Origin of the sequence: Trinickia sp. (assembly GCF_036503415.1) — a bacterium.
Taxonomy (GTDB): Bacteria; Pseudomonadota; Gammaproteobacteria; order Burkholderiales; family Burkholderiaceae; genus Trinickia.
On sequence record NZ_DASXWY010000011.1, the window covers coordinates 1 to 22,882 of the forward strand.

Consider the following 22,882-nt stretch of genomic DNA (forward strand, 5'->3'; position numbering starts at 1 on the left):
TCGATCTGGTCGTACGCCTTTGCCTCGCCGCCGAACTTCGCCGTCAGCACCGTCGTGATTGCCGCCGTTAGCGTGGTCTTGCCGTGATCCACGTGACCGATCGTGCCGACGTTCACGTGCGGCTTGGTCCGTTCAAATTTACCTTTAGCCATGATTCTCTTCTTTCAAAAAGTGGTCGATGAGAAGGATTCGCCGTACGCGGCTTACTTCGACTTTGCGCTGATGATGGCGTCCGCCACGTTACGCGGCGCCTCAGCGTAATGCTTGAACTCCATCGTGTACGTTGCGCGGCCTTGCGTCAGCGAGCGCAGCGACGTCGAGTAGCCGAACATTTCCGACAACGGCACTTCGGCGCGAACGATCTTGCCGCCGCCGACCATGTCTTCCATGCCCTGCACGATGCCGCGACGGCCCGACAGGTCGCCCATCACGTTACCCATGTAGTCTTCCGGCGTTTCGACTTCCACGGCCATCATCGGTTCGAGGATGACCGGGCTTGCCTTGCGCATCGCTTCCTTGAAGGCCATCGAGCCGGCCATACGGAACGCGTTTTCGTTCGAGTCCACATCGTGGTACGAACCGAACGTCAGATGCACCTTGACGTCGACGACCGGGAAGCCCGCGAGCACACCGCTCTTGAGCGTTTCCTGAATACCCTTGTCGACCGCGGGAATGTATTCGCGAGGAATGACACCGCCCTTGATCTCGTCGAGGAATTCATAGCCCTTGCCCTGCTCGTTCGGCTCGAGCGTGATGACCGCGTGACCGTACTGGCCGCGACCGCCCGACTGCTTGACGAACTTGCCTTCGACATCGGCGGCCGTCGCGCGGATCGTTTCGCGATACGCCACTTGCGGCTTGCCGACCGTCGCTTCCACGTTGAATTCGCGCTTCATCCGGTCGACGAGAATTTCGAGGTGCAGCTCGCCCATGCCCGAAATAATCGTCTGGCCCGACTCTTCGTCCGTTTGCACGCGGAACGACGGATCTTCTTGCGCCAGACGGTTCAGCGCCAGGCCCATCTTTTCCTGGTCGGCCTTCGTCTTCGGCTCGACGGCCTGCGAGATCACCGGCTCCGGGAAGATCATGCGTTCGAGCACGATCGGGTGCTGCGGATCGCACAGCGTGTCGCCCGTCGTCGCTTCCCTCAAGCCGACGGCCGCGGCGATGTCGCCCGCGCGCACTTCCTTGATTTCTTCGCGCTGATTCGCGTGCATCTGCAGAATCCGGCCCAGACGCTCCTTCTTGTCCTTCGTCGAATTCAGCACCGTATCGCCCGAGTTCACGACACCCGAGTAGACGCGGAAGAAGATCAACTGGCCGACGAACGGGTCGGTCATGATCTTGAATGCGAGCGCCGAGAACTTCTCGTCGTCCGCGGCCCTGCGCTCGGCCGATTCGCCGCTTTCGAGTTCGCCCTTGACCGGCGGAATATCGACCGGCGACGGCAGAAAATCGATCACGGCGTCGAGCATGCGCTGCACGCCCTTGTTCTTGAACGCAGTGCCGCAGAGCATCGGCTGGATTTCGCAGGCGATCGTGCGGTCGCGCAGCGCCTTGACGATTTCCGCTTCCGTCAGCTCTTCGCCGCCGAGATACTTCTCCATCAGCTCTTCGTTGGCTTCGGCAGCCGACTCGATCATCTTCTCGCGCCACTCGTTGCAGGTGTCGACGAGTTCAGCGGGAACGTCCACGTAGTCGAACTTCGTACCTTGCGACGCTTCGTCCCAAATGATGGCCTTCATCTTCAGGAGGTCGACGACACCCTTGAAGTTCTCTTCCGAGCCGATCGGCACGACGACGGGCACCGGATTCGCCTTCAGGCGCGTCTTCAACTGGTCGTAGACCTTGAAGAAGTTCGCGCCGGTGCGGTCCATCTTGTTCACGAACGCGAGGCGCGGCACCTTGTACTTGTTCGCCTGACGCCACACCGTTTCCGATTGCGGCTGCACGCCACCCACGGCGCAATACACCATGCAGGCGCCATCGAGCACACGCATCGAACGCTCCACTTCAATCGTGAAGTCGACGTGACCCGGGGTGTCGATGATGTTGATGCGGTGTTCCGGATAGTTGCCGCCCATGCCCTTCCAGAAGGCAGTCGTCGCGGCCGACGTGATGGTGATGCCGCGCTCTTGCTCCTGCTCCATCCAGTCCATGGTTGCAGCGCCGTCGTGAACCTCGCCGATCTTGTGGTTCACGCCGGTGTAAAACAGAATGCGCTCGGTCGTCGTCGTTTTGCCGGCGTCGATGTGAGCGCTAATACCGATGTTGCGGTAGCGCTCGATAGGAGTCTTGCGAGCCACTTTTATCCTCTATTGGATCGCACAACGCATCTGATGAAAGGCGTTGCGCCCTAACACAAACGGGCGAGGCGCTAAAAAGCGCACCCGCCCGGAATTTTTTCCGATTGAGCCAGCGATGAGCGGCTTAGAAACGGAAATGCGAGAACGCCTTGTTGGCCTCGGCCATCCGGTGCACTTCGTCGCGCTTCTTCATTGCGCCGCCACGGCCTTCCGCAGCTTCACTCAGTTCACCGGCGAGGCGCAATGCCATCGACTTCTCGCTGCGCTTTTTCGCGGCCTCACGCAACCAACGCATCGCCAATGCCATACGACGCGACGGACGCACTTCGACCGGAACCTGATAGTTGGCCCCACCAACGCGGCGGCTCTTCACTTCGACCACCGGCTTCACGTTGTTGAGCGCAACCGTGAACACTTCCAGCGGGTCCTTGCCACCCTTGGTCTGGATTTGTTCGAAAGCGCCATAAACGATGCGCTCGGCAACCGACTTCTTGCCCGAGAGCATCAGGACGTTCATGAACTTTGCAACATCAACGTTACCGAACTTCGGATCCGGCAACACTTCCCGCTTGGGGACTTCGCGACGACGCGGCATGTTTCTTTCCTTTACTTTTCAGTTGGAGCGCTGCTTTTACTGACGCTCCGCGGTCACCAACAAACCCGATCCATCCTTCGACTAACCAGCTTGGCCGGGTGACCACTTACTCGACAGCACCGACGATTTCGGCACCACCGCCCTTGTTGAATCCGAAAACCGGTTACTTGCCGGCCTTCGCGCGCTTCGCACCGTACTTCGAGCGAGCCTGCTTACGGTCCTTGACGCCTTGCGTATCGAGCGAGCCGCGAACCATGTGATAGCGCACACCCGGCAAGTCCTTCACGCGACCGCCGCGGATCAGCACAACCGAGTGCTCCTGCAGGTTGTGGCCTTCACCGCCGATATACGAAATGACTTCGAAGCCGTTCGTCAGACGAACCTTGGCGACCTTACGGAGCGCCGAGTTAGGCTTTTTAGGCGTCGTGGTGTACACGCGTGTGCACACACCGCGACGCTGGGGGCAGTCCTGCAAGGCCGGGCTCTTGCTCTTCGTCGTTTCCGACGTGCGGCCTTTGCGAACCAGTTGATTGATGGTTGGCATTGTGTATTCCCGAAATTGAAAAAAGCGACGCACCGCCGGCCGGGCAAAGCGGACAGCGATACGCCTGATGCATCCCGCCTGAGAACCGACGACCGATAGCGGCCGCGCATTCCACGGACAGGAACCCGGCATGATATTGCGAAAAGGTCAAGTGAGTCAATAGTTTGCGGAGATTGGTGCGAACGAGGCTGGGGAATCGCCTAGGTGCCATCACCGCTGACGAATCGCGTCCGGCGAGCGGTGACAGCTCCAAGTTCAATCCGCCCCCGCAACCTCGAGCAATTCATCGCCAAACCGCTCCAGCTTCCGCGCCCCGATCCCCGGAATATGCCGCAGGTCGTCGATCGAATCGGGCGCCGCTCGCGCGATCTCGGCCAGCGTGGCATCGTGAAAAATGACGTAGGCCGGCACCCCATCGCGCTTGGCCGTGTCCGTGCGCCAGGCACGCAACCTGTCCCAGCGCGCGCGCTCGCGCGGCCCCAGACCGGCGGCCGGATCAACCCGCTGTGCCGAGCGTCCCGCCGTCTGACGCGTGCGAACCGGCTTGACGTAGCGCCGCAGCGTCACCGTCGTCTCCCCCTTGAGCACCGGCTTGCTCGCATCCGTCAAAACCAGGGCCCCAAAGCCGTCGTGATCGACCGCGAGGTAGCCAAACGCCACCAACTGACGAAACACCGCTCGCCATTCGGCCTCGGAAAGTGCCGCGCCAATGCCGAAAGTACTGATCCCCTCGTGCCCGCGCTGCAATATCTTTTCAGTGCGGTTGCCACGCAAGATATCGATCAGATGCCCCGCGCCAAAGTTGAATCCGCTCGCGCGCCGGGCACGGAATACACAGGAGAGCGCCATTTGCGCCTCACGTGTCGCGTCCCACGACGCAGGCGGCTCCAGGCACGTATCGCAATTGCCGCACGGCTCGCTCGCCTCGCCGAAATAAGCTAGCAAGCGCACACGCCGGCAAGTCGCCGCTTCGCATAAACCGAGTAGCGCGTCGAGCTTGCCGGTCTGTACGCGCTTGTGCGCATCGTCCGCATCGGACTCGTCGATCATTTTGCGCTGCTGCACCACATCGCCCAGCCCGTACGCCATCCACGCATTCGCAGGCAGACCGTCGCGCCCGGCCCGCCCCGTCTCCTGATAGTAGCCTTCGACGCTTTTCGGCAAATCCAGATGCGCGACGAAGCGTACATCCGGTTTGTCGATACCCATGCCGAAAGCGATCGTTGCGCACATGACGACGCCCTCTTCGCGCTGGAACATCTCCTGATGGCGCTGACGCATTTCGAATTCCATGCCGGCGTGATACGGCAGAGCCCGCACGCCTTGCGCCTTGAGCCACTCGGCCGTCTCCTCGACCTTCCGGCGCGAAAGGCAATAGATGACGCCCGCATCGCTCGTGCCGTCGGCATTCATATGCTCGGCGCGAATGAAATCGATGAGCTGCGCCCGCGCATTGTCCTTTTCGACGATCCGGTAGCGGATGTTCGGCCGATCGAAGCTCGACACGAAAATCCGTGCCTCATCGAGCGCGAGCCGTTGAACGATCTCGTCGCGTGTGATCGCATCGGCCGTCGCCGTCAGCGCGATCCGCGGCACGCGCGGAAACCGCTCGTGGAGCACCGACAGCTGGATGTACTCCGGCCGGAAATCGTGCCCCCATTGCGACACGCAGTGCGCTTCGTCGATCGCGAAAAGGCCGATGCGAGCGCGCTCGAGCAGATCGAGAAACCGGGGCGTCATCAACCGCTCGGGGGCGACATAAAGGAGATCGATGTCGCCTTCGCGCAGTGCGCGTTCGGTCGCCGCAGCCTCGGCACCCGAAAGCGTGGAATTCAGAAATGCGGCACGCACACCGACTTCCCTCAGCGCTGCGACCTGATCCTGCATCAACGCGATCAACGGCGATACGACGATGCCGGCGCCGAGCCCAGCCTCCGAGCGCACGAGCGCGGGTATCTGGTAGCAAAGCGACTTGCCGCCACCCGTCGGCATCAGAACGAGGCAGTCGCCGGCTGCCGCGACATGCTCGACGATATCGTGCTGTTGTCCTCGAAAGGCGGGGTAACCGAATACTTCATTGAGGATTTCTAGCGCACGGGACATGAACGAAGGGAGCAAACAAGGAGGGGCTGAGGTCCCCGAATTCTACCAATGAGGAACCGCTCGGCACTCGGGGGATTGCAGTGTTGGCCGATCGGATAGGCAAGTTCGCCTCGCATGCCGCGGCGTCGGCAGCGATGCGACCAGCGCGCGAAAGCTCACCTAAGCTCGAACATCGTCTAATCACTGATGACGCGCTCATCATTCGACGATGCCCGTTTCGCCCCCGAGCCGCCGCGGATCCGCAGATGAACCTGAGCCTAACGACGATCGTTCCTATCCGAACGAGGGCCCAGGCGACATCGAGCCGAAGCGTCCGTCCACGAATGGGCCGCTTGATGAGCTTGGAAGCGTGGACCGCGCGCGAGCGACCAACCGTGCCACGTTTCGCACGGGCCGCGATCTTGCAATTGACCCGATTTTCGTTGCGCGCGGCCCGACCCCCCTCGCCTCCCTCGATGCCGCCGAGCTTGTCTCGCAATGGGCGACCACGAGCCGGGTACGGCGCGCAACCGATCTCGCGCTCGACGCGCTGTTCGCTCCCGTTACGCTTCCGGCACTCGCCGGTGCGAGCATTGCGCTGGCCCTCGAGGGCAAGGTGGGAAATATCCGCTTCAACTCGGCGCGCATAGGCAAAGATCACGAAATATTTTTGATGCACAAACTGCGCACGCTGTTGGGCGGCGATCAGTCGGACAGCAGCGAAGGGGCCGAAGACCCGCGGGCCACGCGGGTCGGTCGTCTCGTGCGCAAATACATCGTCGACGAAATGCTCGTGCTGCCGACCAACGTCGTAAAAGGCCAGATGCAGTTGGTTGCACACCGGCCGCTCGTCGACGCAGATATGCAGCTGATGGCCGAAAACCTGCGTCCGGAGGACAACCGCATTTGGCGGGCCGTCTATGGTGCCGAGCCTCCAGGGTTCCTCAGCGCGTTCGGCAATCTAAGCCCGTTCCTCGATGCCAACTCCGATGAGTATTTTCGCGCTCGCGCCGTGCTCGACGTCTGGCAGGCCATGAATGCCGGACCCCGTCTTTCGAAGCGAATCATCGAAGACACCATTCGGATCGGCCTCGGGAAAATAGACGACCCGTCTCAACTCGTGGGCTACAAGCAGACGCATGGCGCGCGCAGCTTGGTACTGGCGGCCTGACGGAGCGTGGGCGAATCCCGCCGCTCGTGCACGCGCATATACAATGATCTCGCTTTGCCTGCTGCATTCCTTTTTGAAGGAGGTCCCGATGACCGCATCAACCGCCGTTCTTGCAATCCTCGTCGCGCTGTTCCTTGGCGCAATGATCCCCGGGCCGAGCTTTGTCATCGTCGCCCGCAATGCAATCGGTCTGTCGCGCGGCGATGGACTCGCCACGGCATTTGGCATGGGCGTCGGCGGCATCTTTTTTGGCAGCATTGCGCTGGCCGGCCTCTACACGCTGCTGCAGGCCGTTGAATGGCTGTACATCGGACTCAAGATCGCAGGCGGCGCGTATTTGATTTTCGTCGCCTCGAAAATCTGGCGTGGCGCGAAGCAGCCGTTCGCAATGGACAATACGCTCGGAGCGAAATCGGGCAACCCGCGCCGTTCTTTCTGGATGGGTCTCACCACGCAATTGAGCAATCCGAAAACGGCGATCTGGTACGGCAGTATTTTTGCCGCGCTGCTGCCGCAACATCCGCCGGTGTGGTGCTACTTCGTGCTGCCGCCGCTCGTATTTGCTGTCGAATGCGGCTGGTATACAGTCGTTGCGCTCGGCTTTTCGAGCCGCGGCCCGCGCGAAATGTACCTGCGCGCCAAGAAGTGGATCGATCGGATCGCGGCCGGCGCAATCGCTGCACTGGGCCTGCGCCTGATCCTCACGGCGCCGAAAGCCGGCATTTGACGGGCCTATGAACAACAGCTGCATTCCGATCCCCGCGGCCGTCACGGGGGAGCCCAAAACCGGCTCGCGATGGGGGCAGGACAGAAGACTCGAGTTCATCGACTTTCGGCTGCAGTGGGACGGCAGGCTCAACCGTAGCGATCTGACGGACTTCTTCGGTATCTCGGTGCCGCAGGCATCGCTCGATATCGCTCGGTATCAGGATGCGCGGCCGGGGAACATGGAGTACGACCGCAGCTTGCGGGTCTATGTCGCCACGTCCGTCTTCTCTCCCGTCTTTCCGGTCAGCCACCCATCCCGCTATCTCAATGAACTGCTGGCGGCCGCGACGGGTGTGCTGCCCCGAGACGCCACGTTCGTGGGCTGGTGGCCGCCGGTCGGAATCGCGCCGATGCCTGCTCAAACGCTCGACGTCGAGGTGCTGACTGCGTTGCTGCGCGCCATGCGGAACCGAACGGGCTTGCGCCTGCGCTACCAGTCGACGGCCTTTTCCGATCCGCAGAGCCGGGCGATGACGCCGCATGCACTGACGTTCGACGGCTTGCGGTGGCATGTGCGCGCGTTCTGCCATCTCGAGAGCCGCTTTCGCGATTTCGCCATCACCCGCATGTTGAAGGTGGAAGGCGAAGAGCCGGCAGGTTTGGGCGGGGCGGACGACGCCGAGTGGCAGACCGTCGTGACGCTCGTGCTGGCACCCAACCCCGAACTTGAACAGTACCGCGCTCGCGTCGTCGAACTCGATTACGGCATGGTCGACGGCGAGCTCCATCTGTCGTGCAGGCAGGCATTGCTTTTCCATACCCTCAGGCAGCTGGGTCTGCGCAATGGCTCGGCTGCCAAACCCGGGGACGTACCGCTCGTTCTCGTCAATCGCGACGAGGTCGAATCGCTGCTGCCGGCATAGCGCCGGGCGCAACGCTTAGCGGGCACTTGACAGTTAAGAGAGCCGCACCAAGAGCACCGCAACCGTCGCGTCAAAAAAAAACCACAGCACGTGGTGCCGTGGGTTTCGATCCAGCAGCGTCGCGCACCGGCCCCGAAAGGCACCTGCGCAACGCTACGGAAGAGGCGGCGCATCGCGCCGCCCATGCATCACTCCGCCGGATGCTGTTGCTGCTGCTCGTCCGCGGGCGTCTCGGGCGGACCGAAGTCGAACGCTTCTTCCGCGGCGATCTGATCGAAACGCTCGCGGTCCGAAGCCTCCTTGTTCTTGCGCGCCTTGTGGAACGCAAGACCGGTACCGGCCGGAATCAAGCGGCCGACGATCACGTTTTCCTTCAGCCCGCGCAGATCGTCGCGCTTGCCCATGATCGCCGCTTCGGTCAGCACGCGCGTCGTTTCCTGGAACGATGCGGCCGAGATGAACGAATCGGTCGACAGCGACGCCTTCGTGATACCGAGCAGCACGTTCTCGTACGTCGCCGGGCGCTTGTCTTCCGCCGTCATCCGGTCGTTCTCGTCGAGCATGTCCGACCGCTCGACTTGTTCGCCCGGAATGAAGCGCGTATCGCCGTTATCGACGATCTGCACACGGCGCAGCATCTGACGCACGATCACTTCGATGTGCTTGTCGTTGATCTTCACGCCCTGCAAACGGTACACGTCCTGCACTTCATCGACGATGTAGCGCGACAGCGCCTCGACACCCTGCAAACGCAAGATGTCGTGCGGATCGGCCGGACCGTCCACGATCATTTCGCCCTTGTTGACGACCTGACCATCATGGACGAGCACCTGCTTTTCCTTCGCGATCAGGAACTCGTGCTGCTCGCCTTCGAGGTCCGTGATGACGAGACGCTGCTTGCCCTTCGTATCCTTACCGAACGAGACCGTACCGGTGACTTCCGCGAGAATGCCGGCGTCCTTCGGCGAACGCGCTTCGAAAAGCTCGGCCACACGCGGCAGACCGCCGGTAATGTCACGCGTCTTCTGCGATTCGGTCGGAATACGCGCAAGCACTTCACCGACCTGCACTTGCTGTCCGTCCTTCACCGTGATCAGCGCGCCGACCTGGAAGCCGATCTGCACCGCATGCTCCGTGCCGGGGATCTTCACTTCGTCGCCGCTCGCATCGAGCAGCTTCACCTGCGGACGGACCGTCTTCGAGGCTTGCGAACCGCGGCGCTTCACGTCGATCACGACGAGCGTCGACAGGCCCGTCACATCGTCGATCTGCTTCGCGACCGTCACGCCTTCCTCGACGTTCTCGAACTTCACCGTACCGCCGTACTCGGTGATGATCGGACGCGTGAGCGGATCCCACGTTGCGAGCTGCGTACCCGCCTTGATCTGCGCGCCGTCGAGCTGCAACAGCGTCGCGCCGTACGGCACCTTGTGACGTTCGCGCTCGCGGCCATGGTCGTCCGTGATCATCGCCTCGCCCGAACGCGAAATGACGATCTGCTCGCCCTTCGCGTTGGTCACGTAGCGCATCGTCGACGTGAAGCGCACCGTACCGTTGCTCTTCGCTTCGACCGACGAAGCCACCGCCGCACGCGACGCCGCACCGCCGATGTGGAACGTCCGCATCGTCAACTGCGTACCCGGCTCGCCGATCGACTGCGCCGCGATCACGCCGACCGCTTCGCCGACGTTCACGAGCGAGCCACGGCCCAAATCGCGGCCATAGCATGCTGCGCACAGACCATAGCGCGTCTCGCAGGTGAGCGGCGTGCGCACCCGCACTTCGTCGATGCCGAGACGCTCGATTTCCTCGACCGCCACTTCATCGAGCAGCGTGCCGGTCTCGTACAGCGTTTCCTGCGTCTCGGGGTTGACCACGTCGGCGGTTGCGACGCGGCCGAGAATCCGGTCGCGCAGCGCTTCGACGACTTCACCGCCTTCCACGAGCGCCTTCATCGCCACGCCGTTGCTCGTGCCGCAATCTTCTTCCGTCACGACCAGATCTTGCGTCACGTCGACGAGACGGCGCGTCAGGTAGCCCGAGTTCGCCGTCTTCAGTGCCGTATCGGCCAGACCTTTACGTGCGCCGTGCGTCGAGATGAAGTACTGCAGCACGTTCAGGCCTTCACGGAAGTTCGCCGTAATCGGCGTCTCGATGATCGAGCCGTCCGGCTTCGCCATCAGGCCGCGCATCCCGGCGAGCTGACGGATCTGCACCGCGGAGCCGCGCGCACCCGAGTCGGCCATCATGTAGATCGAGTTGAACGACTCCTGGCGGACTTCATTGCCGTCGCGATCGGTGACCGGCTCCGTCGAGAGCTGTTCCATCATCGCCTTGCCGACCGCTTCCGACGTTGCCGACCAGATGTCGACCACGTTGTTGTAGCGCTCTTGCGCGGTGACGAGACCCGACATGTACTGGCGGTCGTACTCCTTCACCTTCTTCGCGGCGTCGCCGACGATCACTTCCTTTTGCGGCGGCACGAGCATGTCGTCGACGCAGATCGAAATGCCCGCGCGCGTAGCCAGACGGAAGCCCGACTGCATCAGCTGGTCCGCGAAAACCACCGTCGCGCGCAGACCGCACTTGCGGAACGCAGTGTTGATCAGGCGCGAGATTTCCTTCTTCTTGAGCGGCTTGTTCAGCACCGAGAACGGCAGCCCCGGCGGCAGAATTTCCGACAGGATCGAGCGGCCGACCGTCGTCGCATAAAGCGAGATCTTCGGCACGAACTGCGGCGCACCTTCCGACGTGTCTTCGTTCGCCACCATTTCGGTGATCCGCACGTTCACGCGCGAAGCCAGCTCGACTTCCTTGTTTTCATAGGCGCGCAGCACTTCCGACACGCCCGTGAACGACATGCCTTCGCCCTTGCCGTTGACCGCTTCGCGCGTCGCGTAGTAAAGGCCGAGCACGATATCCTGCGACGGCACGATCGACGGATCGCCGTTGGCCGGGAACAGGATGTTGTTCGACGCGAGCATGAGCGTACGCGCTTCCATCTGCGCTTCGAGCGACAGGGGGACGTGGACGGCCATCTGGTCGCCGTCGAAGTCGGCGTTGAACGCAGCGCAAACGAGCGGGTGCAGCTGAATCGCCTTACCTTCGATCAGCACGGGCTCGAACGCTTGAATACCGAGACGGTGCAGCGTCGGCGCACGGTTCAGCATCACGGGATGCTCGCGGATCACCTCTTCGAGGATGTCCCACACCACCGCCGTTTGGTTCTCGACTTCCTTCTTCGCAGCCTTGATCGTCGTCGCCACGCCCATCACTTCGAGCTTGTTGAAGATGAAAGGCTTGAACAGCTCGAGCGCCATCAGCTTGGGCAGACCGCACTGATGCAGCTTCAGCGTCGGGCCCACCACGATGACCGAACGGCCCGAGTAGTCGACGCGCTTACCGAGCAAGTTCTGACGGAAGCGGCCGCCCTTACCCTTGATCATGTCGGCGAGCGACTTCAGCGGACGCTTGTTCGCGCCCGTCATCGCCTTGCCGCGACGACCGTTGTCGAGCAGCGAATCGACGGCTTCTTGCAGCATCCGCTTTTCGTTGCGGACGATGATTTCCGGCGCCTTCAGTTCGAGCAGACGCTTCAACCGGTTGTTCCGGTTGATGACGCGACGATAGAGATCGTTCAGATCCGACGTAGCGAAACGGCCGCCATCGAGCGGCACGAGCGGACGCAACTCGGGCGGCAGCACCGGCAGCACCTCGAGCACCATCCATTCGGGCTTGATGCCCGAACGCTGGAACGCCTCGAGCACCTTCAAGCGCTTGGCGTACTTCTTGATCTTCGCTTCCGAGCCCGTGTTCTTGAGCTCGGTGCGCAGCGTCTCGACTTGCTCGTCGATGTTGATCGCACGCAAGAGCTCGCGCACGCCTTCCGCACCCATCTCGGCGCGGAATTCGTCACCGTACTCTTCGACCTTGTTGTAGTAATCCTCTTCGGTCATGATCTGCCGCGCTTTGAGCGGCGTCATGCCCGGGTCGATCACCACGTACGCTTCGAAGTACAGCACACGCTCGATGTCGCGCAGCGTCATGTCGAGCACCATGCCCAGACGCGACGGCAGCGACTTCAAGAACCAAATGTGCGCGACGGGCGAGGCCAACTCGATGTGGCCCATACGCTCGCGACGCACCTTGGCGAGCGTCACTTCGACGCCGCACTTCTCGCAGATCACGCCACGATGCTTCAAGCGCTTGTACTTGCCGCACAAGCATTCGTAGTCCTTGATCGGGCCAAAGATCTTCGCGCAGAACAAGCCGTCACGCTCGGGCTTGAACGTACGATAGTTGATCGTCTCGGGCTTCTTGACTTCACCGAACGACCACGAACGGATCTTGTCGGGCGAAGCCAGACCGATCTTGATCGCGTCGAAAACTTCTTCTTGTTGGACTTGCTTGAATAGATCGAGCAGAGCTTTCATTGCCTTCTCTCCGTAGTCCGATTAGTTGCGGTCGAGGTCGATGTCGATGCCGAGCGAGCGGATTTCCTTCACCAGCACGTTGAAGGATTCCGGCATGCCCGCGTCGATCACGTGGTCGCCCTTGACGAGGTTCTCGTACACCTTCGTCCGGCCCGTCACGTCATCGGACTTCACCGTCAACATTTCCTGCAGCACGTACGAAGCGCCATACGCTTCGAGCGCCCACACTTCCATTTCACCGAAGCGCTGACCACCGAATTGCGCCTTACCACCGAGCGGCTGCTGCGTGACGAGCGAGTACGGGCCCGTCGAACGCGCGTGCATCTTGTCGTCGACAAGGTGGTGCAGCTTCAGGTAGTGCATGTAGCCGACCGTCACGGGCCGTTCGAATGCTTCACCCGTGCGACCGTCGAACAGGCGGACCTGGTTCTTGGACGCAGTCATGCCGAGCTCTTGCGCAACGTCGTCGGGGAACGCGAGATCGAGCATCTTCGACATTTCCTCTTCGGTCGCACCGTCGAACACCGGCGTGGCAAACGGCACGCCTTCGCGCAGATTCTTCGCGAGCTCGAGAATCTCGTCGTCGCCGAAGCCTTCGAGCTCCTCGGCACGACCCGACTCGTTGTAGAGCTTGGTCAGGAACACACGCAGTTCTTCGATCTTCGCCTGACGCTGCAACATCTCGCCGATACGCCAGCCCAAGCCCTTCGCGGCCCAGCCCAGATGCACTTCGAGCACCTGACCCACGTTCATCCGCGACGGCACGCCGAGCGGATTGAGCACGACGTCGGCCGGACGGCCGTCCGCCATATAGGGCATGTCTTCGATCGGCACGATCTTCGACACGACGCCCTTGTTCCCGTGGCGGCCTGCCATCTTGTCGCCAGGCTGCAGGCGGCGCTTGACGGCCAGATACACCTTGACCATCTTCAGCACGCCCGGGGGCAGCTCGTCGCCCTGCGTCAGCTTCTTGCGCTTCTCTTCGAAGGCGAGATCGAACTGGTGACGCTTTTGCTCGATCGAATCCTTGATGGCTTCGAGCTGCGCTGCCGCGTCTTCGTCCGCGAGGCGGATATCGAACCAGTGATAGTGGTCGAGATCCTCCAGGTACGCCTGGTCGATCTTCGTGCCCTTCGCCAGCTTTTTCGGACCGCCGTTCGCGACCTTGCCGACGAGCATGCGCGCAAGACGCTGGAAGGCGTCGCCTTCCACGATGCGCAGCTGATCGTTCAAGTCGAGACGGTAGCGCTTGAGTTCATCGTCGATGATCTGCTGCGCGCGCTTGTCGCGCTGAATGCCTTCGCGCGTGAACACTTGCACGTCGATGACGGTGCCGCTCATGCCCGAGGGCACGCGCAGCGACGTATCCTTCACGTCGGATGCCTTTTCACCGAAGATCGCGCGAAGCAGCTTTTCTTCCGGCGTCAACTGCGTCTCGCCCTTCGGCGTGACCTTGCCGACCAGCACGTCGCCCGCCTCGACTTCAGCGCCGATATAGACGATGCCCGACTCGTCCAGACGCGAAAGCTGCACTTCCGCGAGGTTCGAGATATCGCGCGTGATTTCTTCCGGTCCGAGCTTCGTGTCGCGAGCGACGACGTTCAGCTCCTCGATGTGAATCGAGGTGTAGCGATCGTCCGCAACGACCTTCTCCGAGATCAGGATCGAATCCTCGAAGTTGTAGCCGTTCCACGGCATGAACGCGACGAGCATGTTCTGGCCGAGCGCGAGCTCGCCCAGATCCGTCGATGCGCCATCGGCCAGCACGTCACCGCGCAAGACCCGGTCGCCCACCTTCACGATCGGACGCTGGTTGATGTTCGTGTTCTGGTTCGAGCGCGTGTACTTGATGAGGTTGTAGATATCCACACCCACATCGCCCGCGACCGCTTCGTCGTCGTTCACGCGAATGACGATACGGCCCGCGTCGACATAATCGACCACGCCGCCGCGCAGCGCCTGAACCGTCGTACCCGAGTCGACCGCCACCGTGCGCTCGATACCCGTGCCGACGACCGGCTTTTCCGGACGCAGACAAGGCACCGCCTGCCGTTGCATGTTCGAGCCCATCAACGCGCGGTTCGCGTCGTCGTGCTCGAGGAACGGGATCAGCGAGGCAGCAACCGAAACGATCTGCGACGGCGCCACGTCCATGTACTGGATGCGGTCCGGCGTCACCATCAGCGTTTCGCCGGCCTCACGCGACGACACGAGTTCGTCGGTGAGCGTACCGTCCTCGGCCACTGCCGCGTTCGCCTGAGCGATCACGTAGCGACCTTCTTCGATAGCGGACAGGTAATCGATCTGATCCGTCACCTTGCCGTCGACGACCTTGCGGTACGGTGTTTCCAAAAAGCCGTACTCGTTCAGGTGCGCATAGAGCGCGAGCGAGTTGATGAGACCGATGTTCGGACCTTCCGGCGTTTCGATCGGGCACACACGGCCATAGTGGGTCGGGTGCACGTCGCGCACCTCGAAGCCGGCACGCTCGCGCGTCAGACCGCCCGGGCCCAATGCCGAGACGCGACGCTTGTGCGTGATTTCCGACAGCGGGTTCGTCTGGTCCATGAACTGCGAAAGCTGCGACGAGCCGAAGAACTCGCGAATCGCCGACGAAATCGGCTTCGAGTTGATCAGATCGTGCGGCATCAGGTTTTCGCTTTCCGCCTGGCCGAGACGCTCCTTCACCGCACGCTCGACGCGCACGAGACCGGCGCGGAACTGGTTCTCCGCCAGTTCGCCGACGCAGCGCACGCGGCGATTGCCGAGGTGATCGATATCGTCGACTTCGCCCTTGCCGTTGCGCAATTCGACGAGGATCTTGATCGTGGCCAGGATGTCGTCGTCTTGCAGCGTCATCGGGCCCGTGATCTCGTCACGGCCGACGCGGCGATTGAACTTCATGCGGCCGACCTTCGACAGGTCGTAGGCGTCTTCGCTGTAGAAGAGGCGATTGAACAGCGCTTCGACCGCTTCTTCGGTCGGCGGCTCGCCCGGACGCATCATGCGGTAGATGGCAATGCGCGCGGCTGTCTTGTCGGCCGTTTCGTCGATGCGCAGCGTCGAGGAGATATACGGGCCTTGGTCCAGATCGTTCGTATAGAGCGTCTGGATGTCCTTGACCTTCGCTTCGCGCAGCTTCTCGAGCGTGGTTTCGGTGATTTCTTCGTTCGCGTTGGCGATCACTTCGCCCGTTTCGCCGTCGACGACATTCTTGGCGAGCACACGGCCAAGCAGATAGTCCTCCGGCACGGAGATGAACTTCGTCTTCGCGTTGTCGAGGTCGCGAATATGCTTCGCGTTGATCCGCTTGTCCTTCTGGACGATCACGTTACCGTCGCGGTCCGTGATGTCGAAGCGCGCGACTTCGCCGCGCAGACGCTCGGGCACGAACTCCATCTGCGCGCCTTCGCCCATCAGGGTGAAGTTGTCGAAGACGAAGAAGTTGGCGAGGATCTGTTCGGGCGTGAGGCCGATCGCCTTGAGCAGGATCGTGACCGGCATCTTGCGGCGACGGTCGACGCGGAAGTACAGAATGTCCTTCGGGTCGAATTCGAAGTCGAGCCACGAGCCGCGGTAGGGAATGATCCGTGCCGAAAAGAGCAGCTTGCCCGAGCTGTGCGTCTTGCCCTTGTCATGTTCGAAGAACACGCCCGGCGAGCGGTGCAGCTGCGAGACGATCACACGTTCGGTGCCGTTGATGACGAACGAGCCGGTCGGTGTCATGAGCGGAATTTCGCCCATGTAGACTTCCTGCTCCTTCACTTCCTTCACGACCGGCTTGCTCGGCGACTCTTTATCGAGCAACACCAGGCGTACCTTGGCGCGCAGCGCCGAGCAATAGGTGAGGCCGCGCTGCTGGCATTCCTTGATGTTGAATGCCGGCGGCGACAACGCGTAGCTCACGAACTCGAGGCGCGCGAAGCCGTTGTGCGAAACGATCGGAAAAACAGACGAAAACGCCGCCTGCAGGCCCTCGGGCTTGCGTTGCGCGGTGAGCACGTCCGCTTGCAGAAACGTGCTGAATGATTCAAGCTGGGTGGCCAGCAGGAAAGGTACTTGGTGAACGATGGGGCGCTTCGCAAAGCTCTTGCGAATGCGCTTCTTCTCGGTGAAGGAATATTGCATACGATCTCCGAATCACGGCGGGCATTGTCGAGGCGAGATGCCTGGATCTGGGAACCCGAGTGTTCACCGACTGAGACCCGATGGCCGTCCTGAGGCTTGAACGAGCCTAGAAGCTTGGTGGTTGGCCGCTACCAACCGCTGGCTGACGGCTGCGGATGCCTGTGTTGCCCGCAGCCCGACCAAACTTGCCTTCTGCAGTCGCTTCAGAAGACAAAGAAAAATGTCGCTCGGCAACACCGAGGGGCAATTTTCTTTGGCCTCTTCGTCCGGCCTCATGGGGTTGCATCCGCGTCGCCCGAGCTGCGAAACGACGCAGCGAAAGGCGCAGCAAAACGCAGTCCCCACAAAGCACAAAAAGGCCGGCGGTGAAAAACCGCCAGCCTTCGCTGAGCGAAGTCGATCGTTACTTGATCTCGGCCTTCGCGCCAGCGTCTTCCAGCTTCTTCTTCGCCTCTTCGGCAGCGGCCTTGGGCACCGCTTCCTTGACGGGCTTCGGTGCGCCGTCGACGAGGTCCTTCGCTTCCTTCAGGCCCAGGCCCGTCAGTTCGCGAACGGCCTTGATGACCGACACCTTGTTCGCACCGGCTTCGAGCAGGTTCACCGTGAATTCGGTTTGCTCTTCAGCCGCTGCGGCTGCACCGCCACCCGCTGCCGGGCCCGCCACTGCGACAGCAGCAGCCGACACGCCAAACTTCTCTTCGAACGCCTTGACGAGCTCGTTCAGTTCCAGAACCGACATCGAGCCAACGGCTTCCAGAATGTCTTCTTTTGCGATTGCCATTTGAAATACTCCTAAATTGAATTCGGATACAGCCAGCGATCCTTGACGGACGTTACGCTCGGCCGAAGTGCATCACGCGTGACCTGCCGAGCGAACTCAGGCGGCCTCGCCCTGCTTCTTCTCCGCGAGCGCAGCAAGTGCGCGCGCAAAGCCCGAAACAGGCGCTTGCATGACGAACAACAGCTTGGAGAGCAACTCCTCGCGGCTCGGGATGTTGGCGAGCGCTTGCACGCCAGCCTTGTCCATCACCTTGCCTTCGTAGGCACCGGCCTTGATGATCAACTTGTCATTGCTTTTGCCGAAGTCATTGACGACCTTGGCAGCAGCAATGGCATCTTCCGAGATGCCGTAGATCAGAGGACCGGTCATCTGCTCAGCCAACGGAGCAAACGGGGTACCTTCGACGGCGCGACGCGCCAGCGTGTTCTTCAACACGCGCAGGTACACCTGTTGCTCGCGCGCTTTCGCGCGCAGCTTCGTCAGATCGCCAACCGCGATTCCACGATACTCCGCAAGCACCATGGTCTGGGCTTTCGCGACTTGCGCGGAAACCTCAGCCACGACGGCCTGCTTATCTTCTTTATTGAGTGGCACGGTTAACCTCCAGATTCGGCATGGTTGGCAGGAAGCCTCACATGCCGCGTTCAACAACGGCGTCCGAGGTGTTAGGAGTATTTCGGGCGGACCGCCTGCGCATCGCTGCACAAACAACCGACCTCATCACTGCAAAACTGTTTCGGGTTCGCCATCTGCGTTGGCTTGCATTAAGGGAGCGCCCGTGAAGCTGCGTTCCCGCCAACGGTCTTTGACAACCGGCCGCGTCAAGCGAACTGCCTTGCCGCGACCGCCCAAAGCCCTTTAAATCCGCGTCGGCGAACGACACCGCCGACACGGTTCGATTCCTTACTGCGCGGCGAGCGTCGCCTGATCGACGCGCACGCCCACACCCATCGTGCTCGACAATGCGATCTTGCGCAGGTACACGCCCTTGCTCGTCGCCGGCTTCGCCTTTTGCAACGCCTCGACAAGTGCCGAAAGGTTCGTGCGCAGCGCGGTCGGCTCGAACGATGCACGTCCGATCGTAGCGTGGATGATCCCCGCCTTGTCGACGCGGAACTGGACCTGGCCAGCCTTCGCGTTCTTGACAGCCGTGGCGACATCCGGCGTAACCGTGCCGACCTTCGGGTTCGGCATGAGACCGCGCGGACCGAGGATCTGACCGAGCGTACCGACGACACGCATCGTATCGGGCGACGCGATGACCACGTCGAAATTCAGATTGCCGGCCTTGATCTGTTCGGCGAGATCTTCCATGCCGACGATTTCGGCGCCTGCGGCGCGGGCCTGCTCGGCCTTGTCGCCTTGCGCGAACACGGCGACGCGGACCGACTTGCCGGTACCGGCGGGCAGAACCACCGAACCGCGGACCACTTGATCCGACTTCTTCGCATCGATGCCGAGTTGAACCGCGACGTCGATCGACTCGTCGAACTTGGCGGTCGCGCATGCCTTGACGAGGGCGAGCGCATCGTCGATCGGGTACAGTTTCTGCGAATCGACCTTAGCCGCGAATGCTTGCAAACGCTTCGATACCTTAGCCATTTACACGCCCTCCACGGTGATGCCCATCGAGCGGGCGCTGCCAGCGATCGTGCGGACCGCGGCGTCCAAATCGGCTGCCGTCAGATCGGGCATCTTGGCCTTGGCGATCTCTTCGGCTTGCGCGCGCGTGATCTTGCCGACCTTGTCCGTATGCGGCTTGCTCGATCCCTTGTCGATCTTCGCTGCCTTCTTGATCAGAACCGTTGCCGGCGGCGTCTTCAGGATGAACGTGAAGCTCTTGTCGGCAAACGCGGTGATCACGACGGGAACCGGCAGACCCGGCTCCATCGATTGAGTCTGCGCGTTGAACGCCTTGCAGAACTCCATGATGTTCAGGCCACGCTGGCCCAGTGCCGGACCGACCGGCGGCGACGGATTGGCTTTACCTGCAGGGATCTGCAGTTTGATAAAGCCGATGATTTTCTTTGCCATTTCGACAACCTCGTTGGAACGCGAAGATGCTGCGTTCGGTGAGTAGTAACGCGCGTTCGCCCGATCGATCCAAGGCTACTGACGCTCCTCAACGGTCATGACGCGGACCGTAAGCGCGGAAAGACGGAGTGCTCGCGAACGAGCGATCCGTCGATATTCGATTACAACTTCTCGACCTGCCCGAATTCGAGCTCGACAGGCGTGGCGCGCCCGAAGATCGTGACCGACACGCGCACGCGTGACTTCTCGTAGTTCACTTCCTCGACCGTGCCATTGAAGTCCGTGAACGGGCCTTCCTTGACGCGAACCATTTCGCCGACCTCGAACAATGTCTTGGGGCGCGGTTTTTCGACGCCCTCTTGCATCTGCGACATGATCTTTTCAACTTCGCGCGGCGAAATCGGGCTCGGCCGATTGCGCGCGCCGCCCACGAAGCCCGTGACCTTTGCCGTGTTTTTCACGAGGTGCCACGTTTCGTCGGTCATTTCCATCTCGACGAGCACGTAGCCCGGAAAGAAGCGCCGCTCGGTGACCGACTTATGACCACCCTTCACTTCGACCACTTCTTCCGTAGGCACGAGAATCTGGCCAAACTTGTCTTGCATGCCGGCGCGCTCGATGCGCTCCTGAAGCGCGCGCTGCACGCTCTTCTCCATACCGGAGTAGGCATGCACGACGTACCAACGTTTACCGCTCGGAGATGCCGGAGTATCGCCACTCATATCATTTCCAACCCAGAATCACCGAGAAAATGACCCACTCGATGGACTTATCGCTGATCCAAAGGAGCACCGCCATGACGAGCACGAAGCCGAACACGACAAGCGTGGTCTGCGACGCTTCTTTGCGAGTCGGCCAGACCACCTTGCGGACTTCCTTGTAGGAATCCTTGGCGAACGCGATAAAACCCTTACCGGGGGAGGAGAGGAGACCGACCACAACACCCGCGACCACGCCAACCAACAGGGCTGCGCCGCGCACATACCATTCCTGGCCGCTGAGCCAGAAGAATCCTACGAACCCGGCCACGACCAGCAGTACGCCCGCGATAAGTATCAGTTTGTCGCTGGATGTATCCACAACTTCGACGGAAGGATTCGCCATAACACCTTAACGCGCGCATGACGCGCTGAAATTTTGGCAGGGGCAGAGGGAATCGAACCCCCAACCTTCGGTTTTGGAGACCGACGCTCTGCCAGTTGAGCTATACCCCTAAACCAGTTGGGGTTGGCTATGACACCAACCCCGAAACCACAGACCACCGAGACTTGCTGGCTTACTCGATGATCTTCGCAACGACACCTGCGCCGACGGTACGACCGCCTTCGCGGATGGCGAAGCGCAGGCCTTCTTCCATGGCGATCGGCGCGATCAGCTTGACCGTGATCGCCACGTTATCGCCCGGCATCACCATTTCCTTGTCCTTCGGCAACTCGATCGAGCCCGTCACGTCCGTCGTACGGAAGTAGAACTGCGGACGGTAGTTGTTGAAGAACGGCGTGTGACGACCGCCTTCGTCCTTGCTCAGCACGTACACCTCGGCCGTGAAGTGCGTGTGCGGCGTGATCGAACCCGGCTTGGCCAACACCTGGCCGCGCTCCACGTCTTCGCGCTTCGTGCCGCGCAGCAAGATCCCGACGTTATCGCCCGCCTGACCTTGGTCCAGCAGCTTGCGGAACATCTCCACGCCCGTGCACGTCGTCTTCACCGTCGGCTTGATACCGACGATTTCGATTTCCTCGCCAACCTTGACCACGCCCCGCTCGACGCGGCCCGTCACCACCGTGCCGCGACCCGAGATCGAGAACACGTCTTCCACCGGCATCAGGAACGCACCGTCCACCGCACGCTCCGGCGTCGGAATGTACGTGTCCAGCGCATCGGCCAGGTTCATGATCGCCACTTCACCGAGCTCGCCCTTGTCGCCTTCGAGCGCCAGCTTGGCCGAACCCTTGATGATCGGCGTGTCGTCGCCCGGGAAGTCGTACTTCGACAGCAGCTCGCGCACTTCCATTTCCACCAGCTCGAGCAGCTCAGCGTCGTCCACCATGTCGCACTTGTTCAGGAACACGATGATGTACGGCACACCGACCTGACGCGCCAGCAGAATGTGCTCACGCGTTTGCGGCATCGGGCCGTCAGCGGCCGAGCACACCAGGATCGCGCCGTCCATCTGCGCGGCGCCCGTGATCATGTTCTTCACGTAGTCCGCGTGGCCCGGGCAATCGACGTGCGCATAGTGACGGTTCGCCGTCTCGTACTCCACGTGCGCCGTGTTGATCGTGATGCCGCGCGCCTTTTCTTCCGGCGCCGCGTCGATCTGGTCGTACGCCTTTGCCTCGCCGCCGAACTTCGCCGTCAGCACCGTCGTGATTGCCGCCGTTAGCGTGGTCTTGCCGTGATCCACGTGACCGATCGTGCCGACGTTCACGTGCGGCTTGGTCCGTTCAAACTTACCCTTGGCCATTTTCGACTCCTAAGAGGATTTTCCGTATGTTGCGCCGCACGCAAACAAACACTGACATCGCTGGTGCCCATGGGCAGGATCGAACTGCCGACCTCTCCCTTACCAAGGGAGTGCTCTACCACTGAGCCACATGGGCGCTACTTCTTGGCATTGGAGCGGGTGAAGGGAATCGAACCCTCGTCGTAAGCTTGGAAGGCTTCTGCTCTACCATTGAGCTACACCCGCTAAGGCTTCACGATCGTGCCTTCACGATTCCTGCTCTTCACTACTGCTCGCAGCTTGCATTCTGGTGGAGGAGGTTGGATTCGAACCAACGTAGGCGTAAGCCAACAGATTTACAGTCTGCCCCCTTTAGCCACTCGGGCACCCCTCCGCAGAGAACGGGTGATTATGATGGCAATGGCGCGCAAAGTCAAGGCCTGCGCCGGTACCAAGCCAATCAACGCTCTCATTTAATAATGGGTGCCGACCGCGGCCGGGCGCCCAAAGCAAAAACCCCCGGCTGCGCGATGGCGAGCCGGGGGTTTTCATGCACGTTGCGTGGGTCAGAGTGGGCACTGAGGTGCGCACACTCTGCCTGGCAGAGGGAGCCTGACGATTACCTACTTTCACACGGGCAATCCGCACTATCATCGGCGTGGAGTCGTTTCACGGTCCTGTTCGGGATGGGAAGGGGTGGGGCCGACTCGCTATGGTCATCAGGCATGACT

17 protein-coding genes, 4 tRNA genes and 1 rRNA gene are annotated in these 22,882 nt (G+C 61.4%); 3 read left to right on the forward strand and 19 right to left on the reverse strand.

The window, feature by feature from the left end; all coding sequences use genetic code 11:
• The 5 genes from VGL01_RS02250 to recQ all read right to left on the reverse strand — a co-directional run.
• Window positions 1-152, reverse strand: a 152-nt coding sequence (locus VGL01_RS02250; protein WP_331566677.1) for a GTP-binding protein, incomplete at its 3' end; no start/stop codon positions are given.
• A gap of 51 nt (window positions 153-203) precedes the next feature.
• Window positions 204-2,306 (reverse strand): elongation factor G, encoded by a 2,103-nt coding sequence (gene fusA / locus VGL01_RS02255; RefSeq protein WP_331566659.1) that lies wholly within the window; start codon window positions 2,304-2,306, stop codon window positions 204-206.
• Between the two features lie 124 nt (window positions 2,307-2,430).
• The gene (rpsG, locus tag VGL01_RS02260; protein ID WP_006053291.1) at window positions 2,431-2,901 is read right to left on the reverse strand and encodes a 30S ribosomal protein S7; all 471 of its coding nucleotides are present in this window, start codon (window positions 2,899-2,901) and stop codon (window positions 2,431-2,433) included.
• Between the two features lie 163 nt (window positions 2,902-3,064).
• Entirely contained in the window at window positions 3,065-3,445 is a 381-nt protein-coding gene (gene rpsL, locus VGL01_RS02265) for a 30S ribosomal protein S12 (protein ID WP_006053290.1), read from the reverse strand.
• 255 nt (window positions 3,446-3,700) lie between these two features.
• Complete coding sequence (gene recQ, locus VGL01_RS02270) at window positions 3,701-5,548, reverse strand: DNA helicase RecQ (RefSeq protein WP_331566661.1); 1,848 nt, start codon at window positions 5,546-5,548, stop codon at window positions 3,701-3,703.
• Between the two features lie 349 nt (window positions 5,549-5,897).
• Here recQ and VGL01_RS02275 point away from each other — a divergent pair, with 349 nt between their 5' ends.
• The 3 genes from VGL01_RS02275 to VGL01_RS02285 all read left to right on the forward strand — a co-directional run bounded on the left by VGL01_RS02275 (window position 5,898) and on the right by VGL01_RS02285 (window position 8,329).
• On the forward strand, window positions 5,898-6,698 hold the full coding sequence (locus VGL01_RS02275; protein WP_331566663.1) for a sugar transferase: 801 nt from the start codon (window positions 5,898-5,900) through the stop codon (window positions 6,696-6,698).
• 88 nt (window positions 6,699-6,786) lie between these two features.
• Window positions 6,787-7,425 carry a LysE family translocator gene (locus VGL01_RS02280; RefSeq protein WP_331566665.1) on the forward strand — a complete coding sequence of 213 codons (639 nt, stop codon included), beginning with the start codon at window positions 6,787-6,789 and terminating at the stop codon, window positions 7,423-7,425.
• A gap of 7 nt (window positions 7,426-7,432) precedes the next feature.
• A complete protein-coding gene (locus VGL01_RS02285) occupies window positions 7,433-8,329 on the forward strand; it encodes a helix-turn-helix transcriptional regulator (protein ID WP_331566667.1) in 897 nt (298 codons plus the stop codon).
• Between the two features lie 188 nt (window positions 8,330-8,517).
• On the opposite strand, the gene rpoC is transcribed toward VGL01_RS02285, so the two are convergent.
• From rpoC to rrf, 14 genes are all read right to left on the reverse strand, one after another.
• Window positions 8,518-12,762 carry a DNA-directed RNA polymerase subunit beta' gene (gene rpoC, locus VGL01_RS02290; protein WP_331566669.1) on the reverse strand — a complete coding sequence of 1,415 codons (4,245 nt, stop codon included), beginning with the start codon at window positions 12,760-12,762 and terminating at the stop codon, window positions 8,518-8,520.
• A 21-nt stretch (window positions 12,763-12,783) separates the two neighbouring features.
• Complete coding sequence (gene rpoB, locus VGL01_RS02295) at window positions 12,784-16,890, reverse strand: DNA-directed RNA polymerase subunit beta (RefSeq protein ID WP_331566671.1); 4,107 nt, start codon at window positions 16,888-16,890, stop codon at window positions 12,784-12,786.
• A 403-nt stretch (window positions 16,891-17,293) separates the two neighbouring features.
• Window positions 17,294-17,671, reverse strand: a complete 378-nt coding sequence (gene rplL, locus VGL01_RS02300) for a 50S ribosomal protein L7/L12 (protein ID WP_173256823.1) — start codon at window positions 17,669-17,671, stop codon at window positions 17,294-17,296.
• A 96-nt stretch (window positions 17,672-17,767) separates the two neighbouring features.
• Window positions 17,768-18,265: a 50S ribosomal protein L10 gene (gene rplJ / locus VGL01_RS02305; protein WP_331566679.1), complete on the reverse strand. Its 498-nt coding sequence runs from the start codon at window positions 18,263-18,265 to the stop codon at window positions 17,768-17,770.
• Between the two features lie 309 nt (window positions 18,266-18,574).
• Window positions 18,575-19,273 carry a 50S ribosomal protein L1 gene (gene rplA, locus VGL01_RS02310; RefSeq protein ID WP_331566673.1) on the reverse strand — a complete coding sequence of 233 codons (699 nt, stop codon included), beginning with the start codon at window positions 19,271-19,273 and terminating at the stop codon, window positions 18,575-18,577.
• Window positions 19,274-19,705, reverse strand: coding sequence for a 50S ribosomal protein L11 (gene rplK, locus VGL01_RS02315; RefSeq protein WP_331566675.1), 432 nt, complete (start codon window positions 19,703-19,705; stop codon window positions 19,274-19,276).
• A 161-nt stretch (window positions 19,706-19,866) separates the two neighbouring features.
• Entirely contained in the window at window positions 19,867-20,427 is a 561-nt protein-coding gene (nusG, locus tag VGL01_RS02320; protein WP_173256819.1) for a transcription termination/antitermination protein NusG, read from the reverse strand.
• 1 nt (window position 20,428) lies between these two features.
• On the reverse strand, window positions 20,429-20,809 hold the full coding sequence (gene secE, locus VGL01_RS02325; RefSeq protein ID WP_173256818.1) for a preprotein translocase subunit SecE: 381 nt from the start codon (window positions 20,807-20,809) through the stop codon (window positions 20,429-20,431).
• Window positions 20,810-20,843: 34 nt separating this feature from the next.
• A tRNA-Trp gene (locus tag VGL01_RS02330) sits at window positions 20,844-20,919 on the reverse strand.
• A 62-nt stretch (window positions 20,920-20,981) separates the two neighbouring features.
• Window positions 20,982-22,172: an elongation factor Tu gene (gene tuf, locus VGL01_RS02335; RefSeq protein ID WP_102611098.1), complete on the reverse strand. Its 1,191-nt coding sequence runs from the start codon at window positions 22,170-22,172 to the stop codon at window positions 20,982-20,984.
• A gap of 61 nt (window positions 22,173-22,233) precedes the next feature.
• A tRNA-Thr gene (locus VGL01_RS02340) sits at window positions 22,234-22,308 on the reverse strand.
• Between the two features lie 15 nt (window positions 22,309-22,323).
• A tRNA-Gly gene (locus VGL01_RS02345) sits at window positions 22,324-22,397 on the reverse strand.
• A 62-nt stretch (window positions 22,398-22,459) separates the two neighbouring features.
• Window positions 22,460-22,545 (reverse strand) — tRNA-Tyr (locus VGL01_RS02350).
• 216 nt (window positions 22,546-22,761) lie between these two features.
• A 5S ribosomal RNA gene (gene rrf / locus VGL01_RS02355) occupies window positions 22,762-22,875 on the reverse strand.
• Window positions 22,876-22,882 lie beyond the last annotated feature (7 nt).

Excerpts from the sequence above, each read along its gene's own strand:
- rpoC (WP_331566669.1), bottom strand. The coding sequence starts at position 12,762 with ATGAAAGCTCTGCTCGATCTATTCAAGCAAGTCCAACAAGAAGAAGTT.
- recQ (WP_331566661.1), bottom strand. The coding sequence starts at position 5,548 with ATGTCCCGTGCGCTAGAAATCCTCAATGAAGTATTCGGTTACCCCGCC.
- rplA (WP_331566673.1), bottom strand. The coding sequence starts at position 19,273 with ATGGCTAAGGTATCGAAGCGTTTGCAAGCATTCGCGGCTAAGGTCGAT.
- secE (WP_173256818.1), bottom strand. The coding sequence starts at position 20,809 with ATGGCGAATCCTTCCGTCGAAGTTGTGGATACATCCAGCGACAAACTG.
- rpsL (WP_006053290.1), bottom strand. The coding sequence starts at position 3,445 with ATGCCAACCATCAATCAACTGGTTCGCAAAGGCCGCACGTCGGAAACG.
- rpsG (WP_006053291.1), bottom strand. The coding sequence starts at position 2,901 with ATGCCGCGTCGTCGCGAAGTCCCCAAGCGGGAAGTGTTGCCGGATCCG.
- nusG (WP_173256819.1), bottom strand. The coding sequence starts at position 20,427 with ATGAGTGGCGATACTCCGGCATCTCCGAGCGGTAAACGTTGGTACGTC.
- rplK (WP_331566675.1), bottom strand. The coding sequence starts at position 19,705 with ATGGCAAAGAAAATCATCGGCTTTATCAAACTGCAGATCCCTGCAGGT.
- VGL01_RS02285 (WP_331566667.1), top strand. The coding sequence starts at position 7,433 with ATGAACAACAGCTGCATTCCGATCCCCGCGGCCGTCACGGGGGAGCCC.
- rplL (WP_173256823.1), bottom strand. The coding sequence starts at position 17,671 with ATGGCAATCGCAAAAGAAGACATTCTGGAAGCCGTTGGCTCGATGTCG.
- rpoB (WP_331566671.1), bottom strand. The coding sequence starts at position 16,890 with ATGCAATATTCCTTCACCGAGAAGAAGCGCATTCGCAAGAGCTTTGCG.
- VGL01_RS02280 (WP_331566665.1), top strand. The coding sequence starts at position 6,787 with ATGACCGCATCAACCGCCGTTCTTGCAATCCTCGTCGCGCTGTTCCTT.
- tuf (WP_102611098.1), bottom strand. The coding sequence starts at position 22,172 with ATGGCCAAGGGTAAGTTTGAACGGACCAAGCCGCACGTGAACGTCGGC.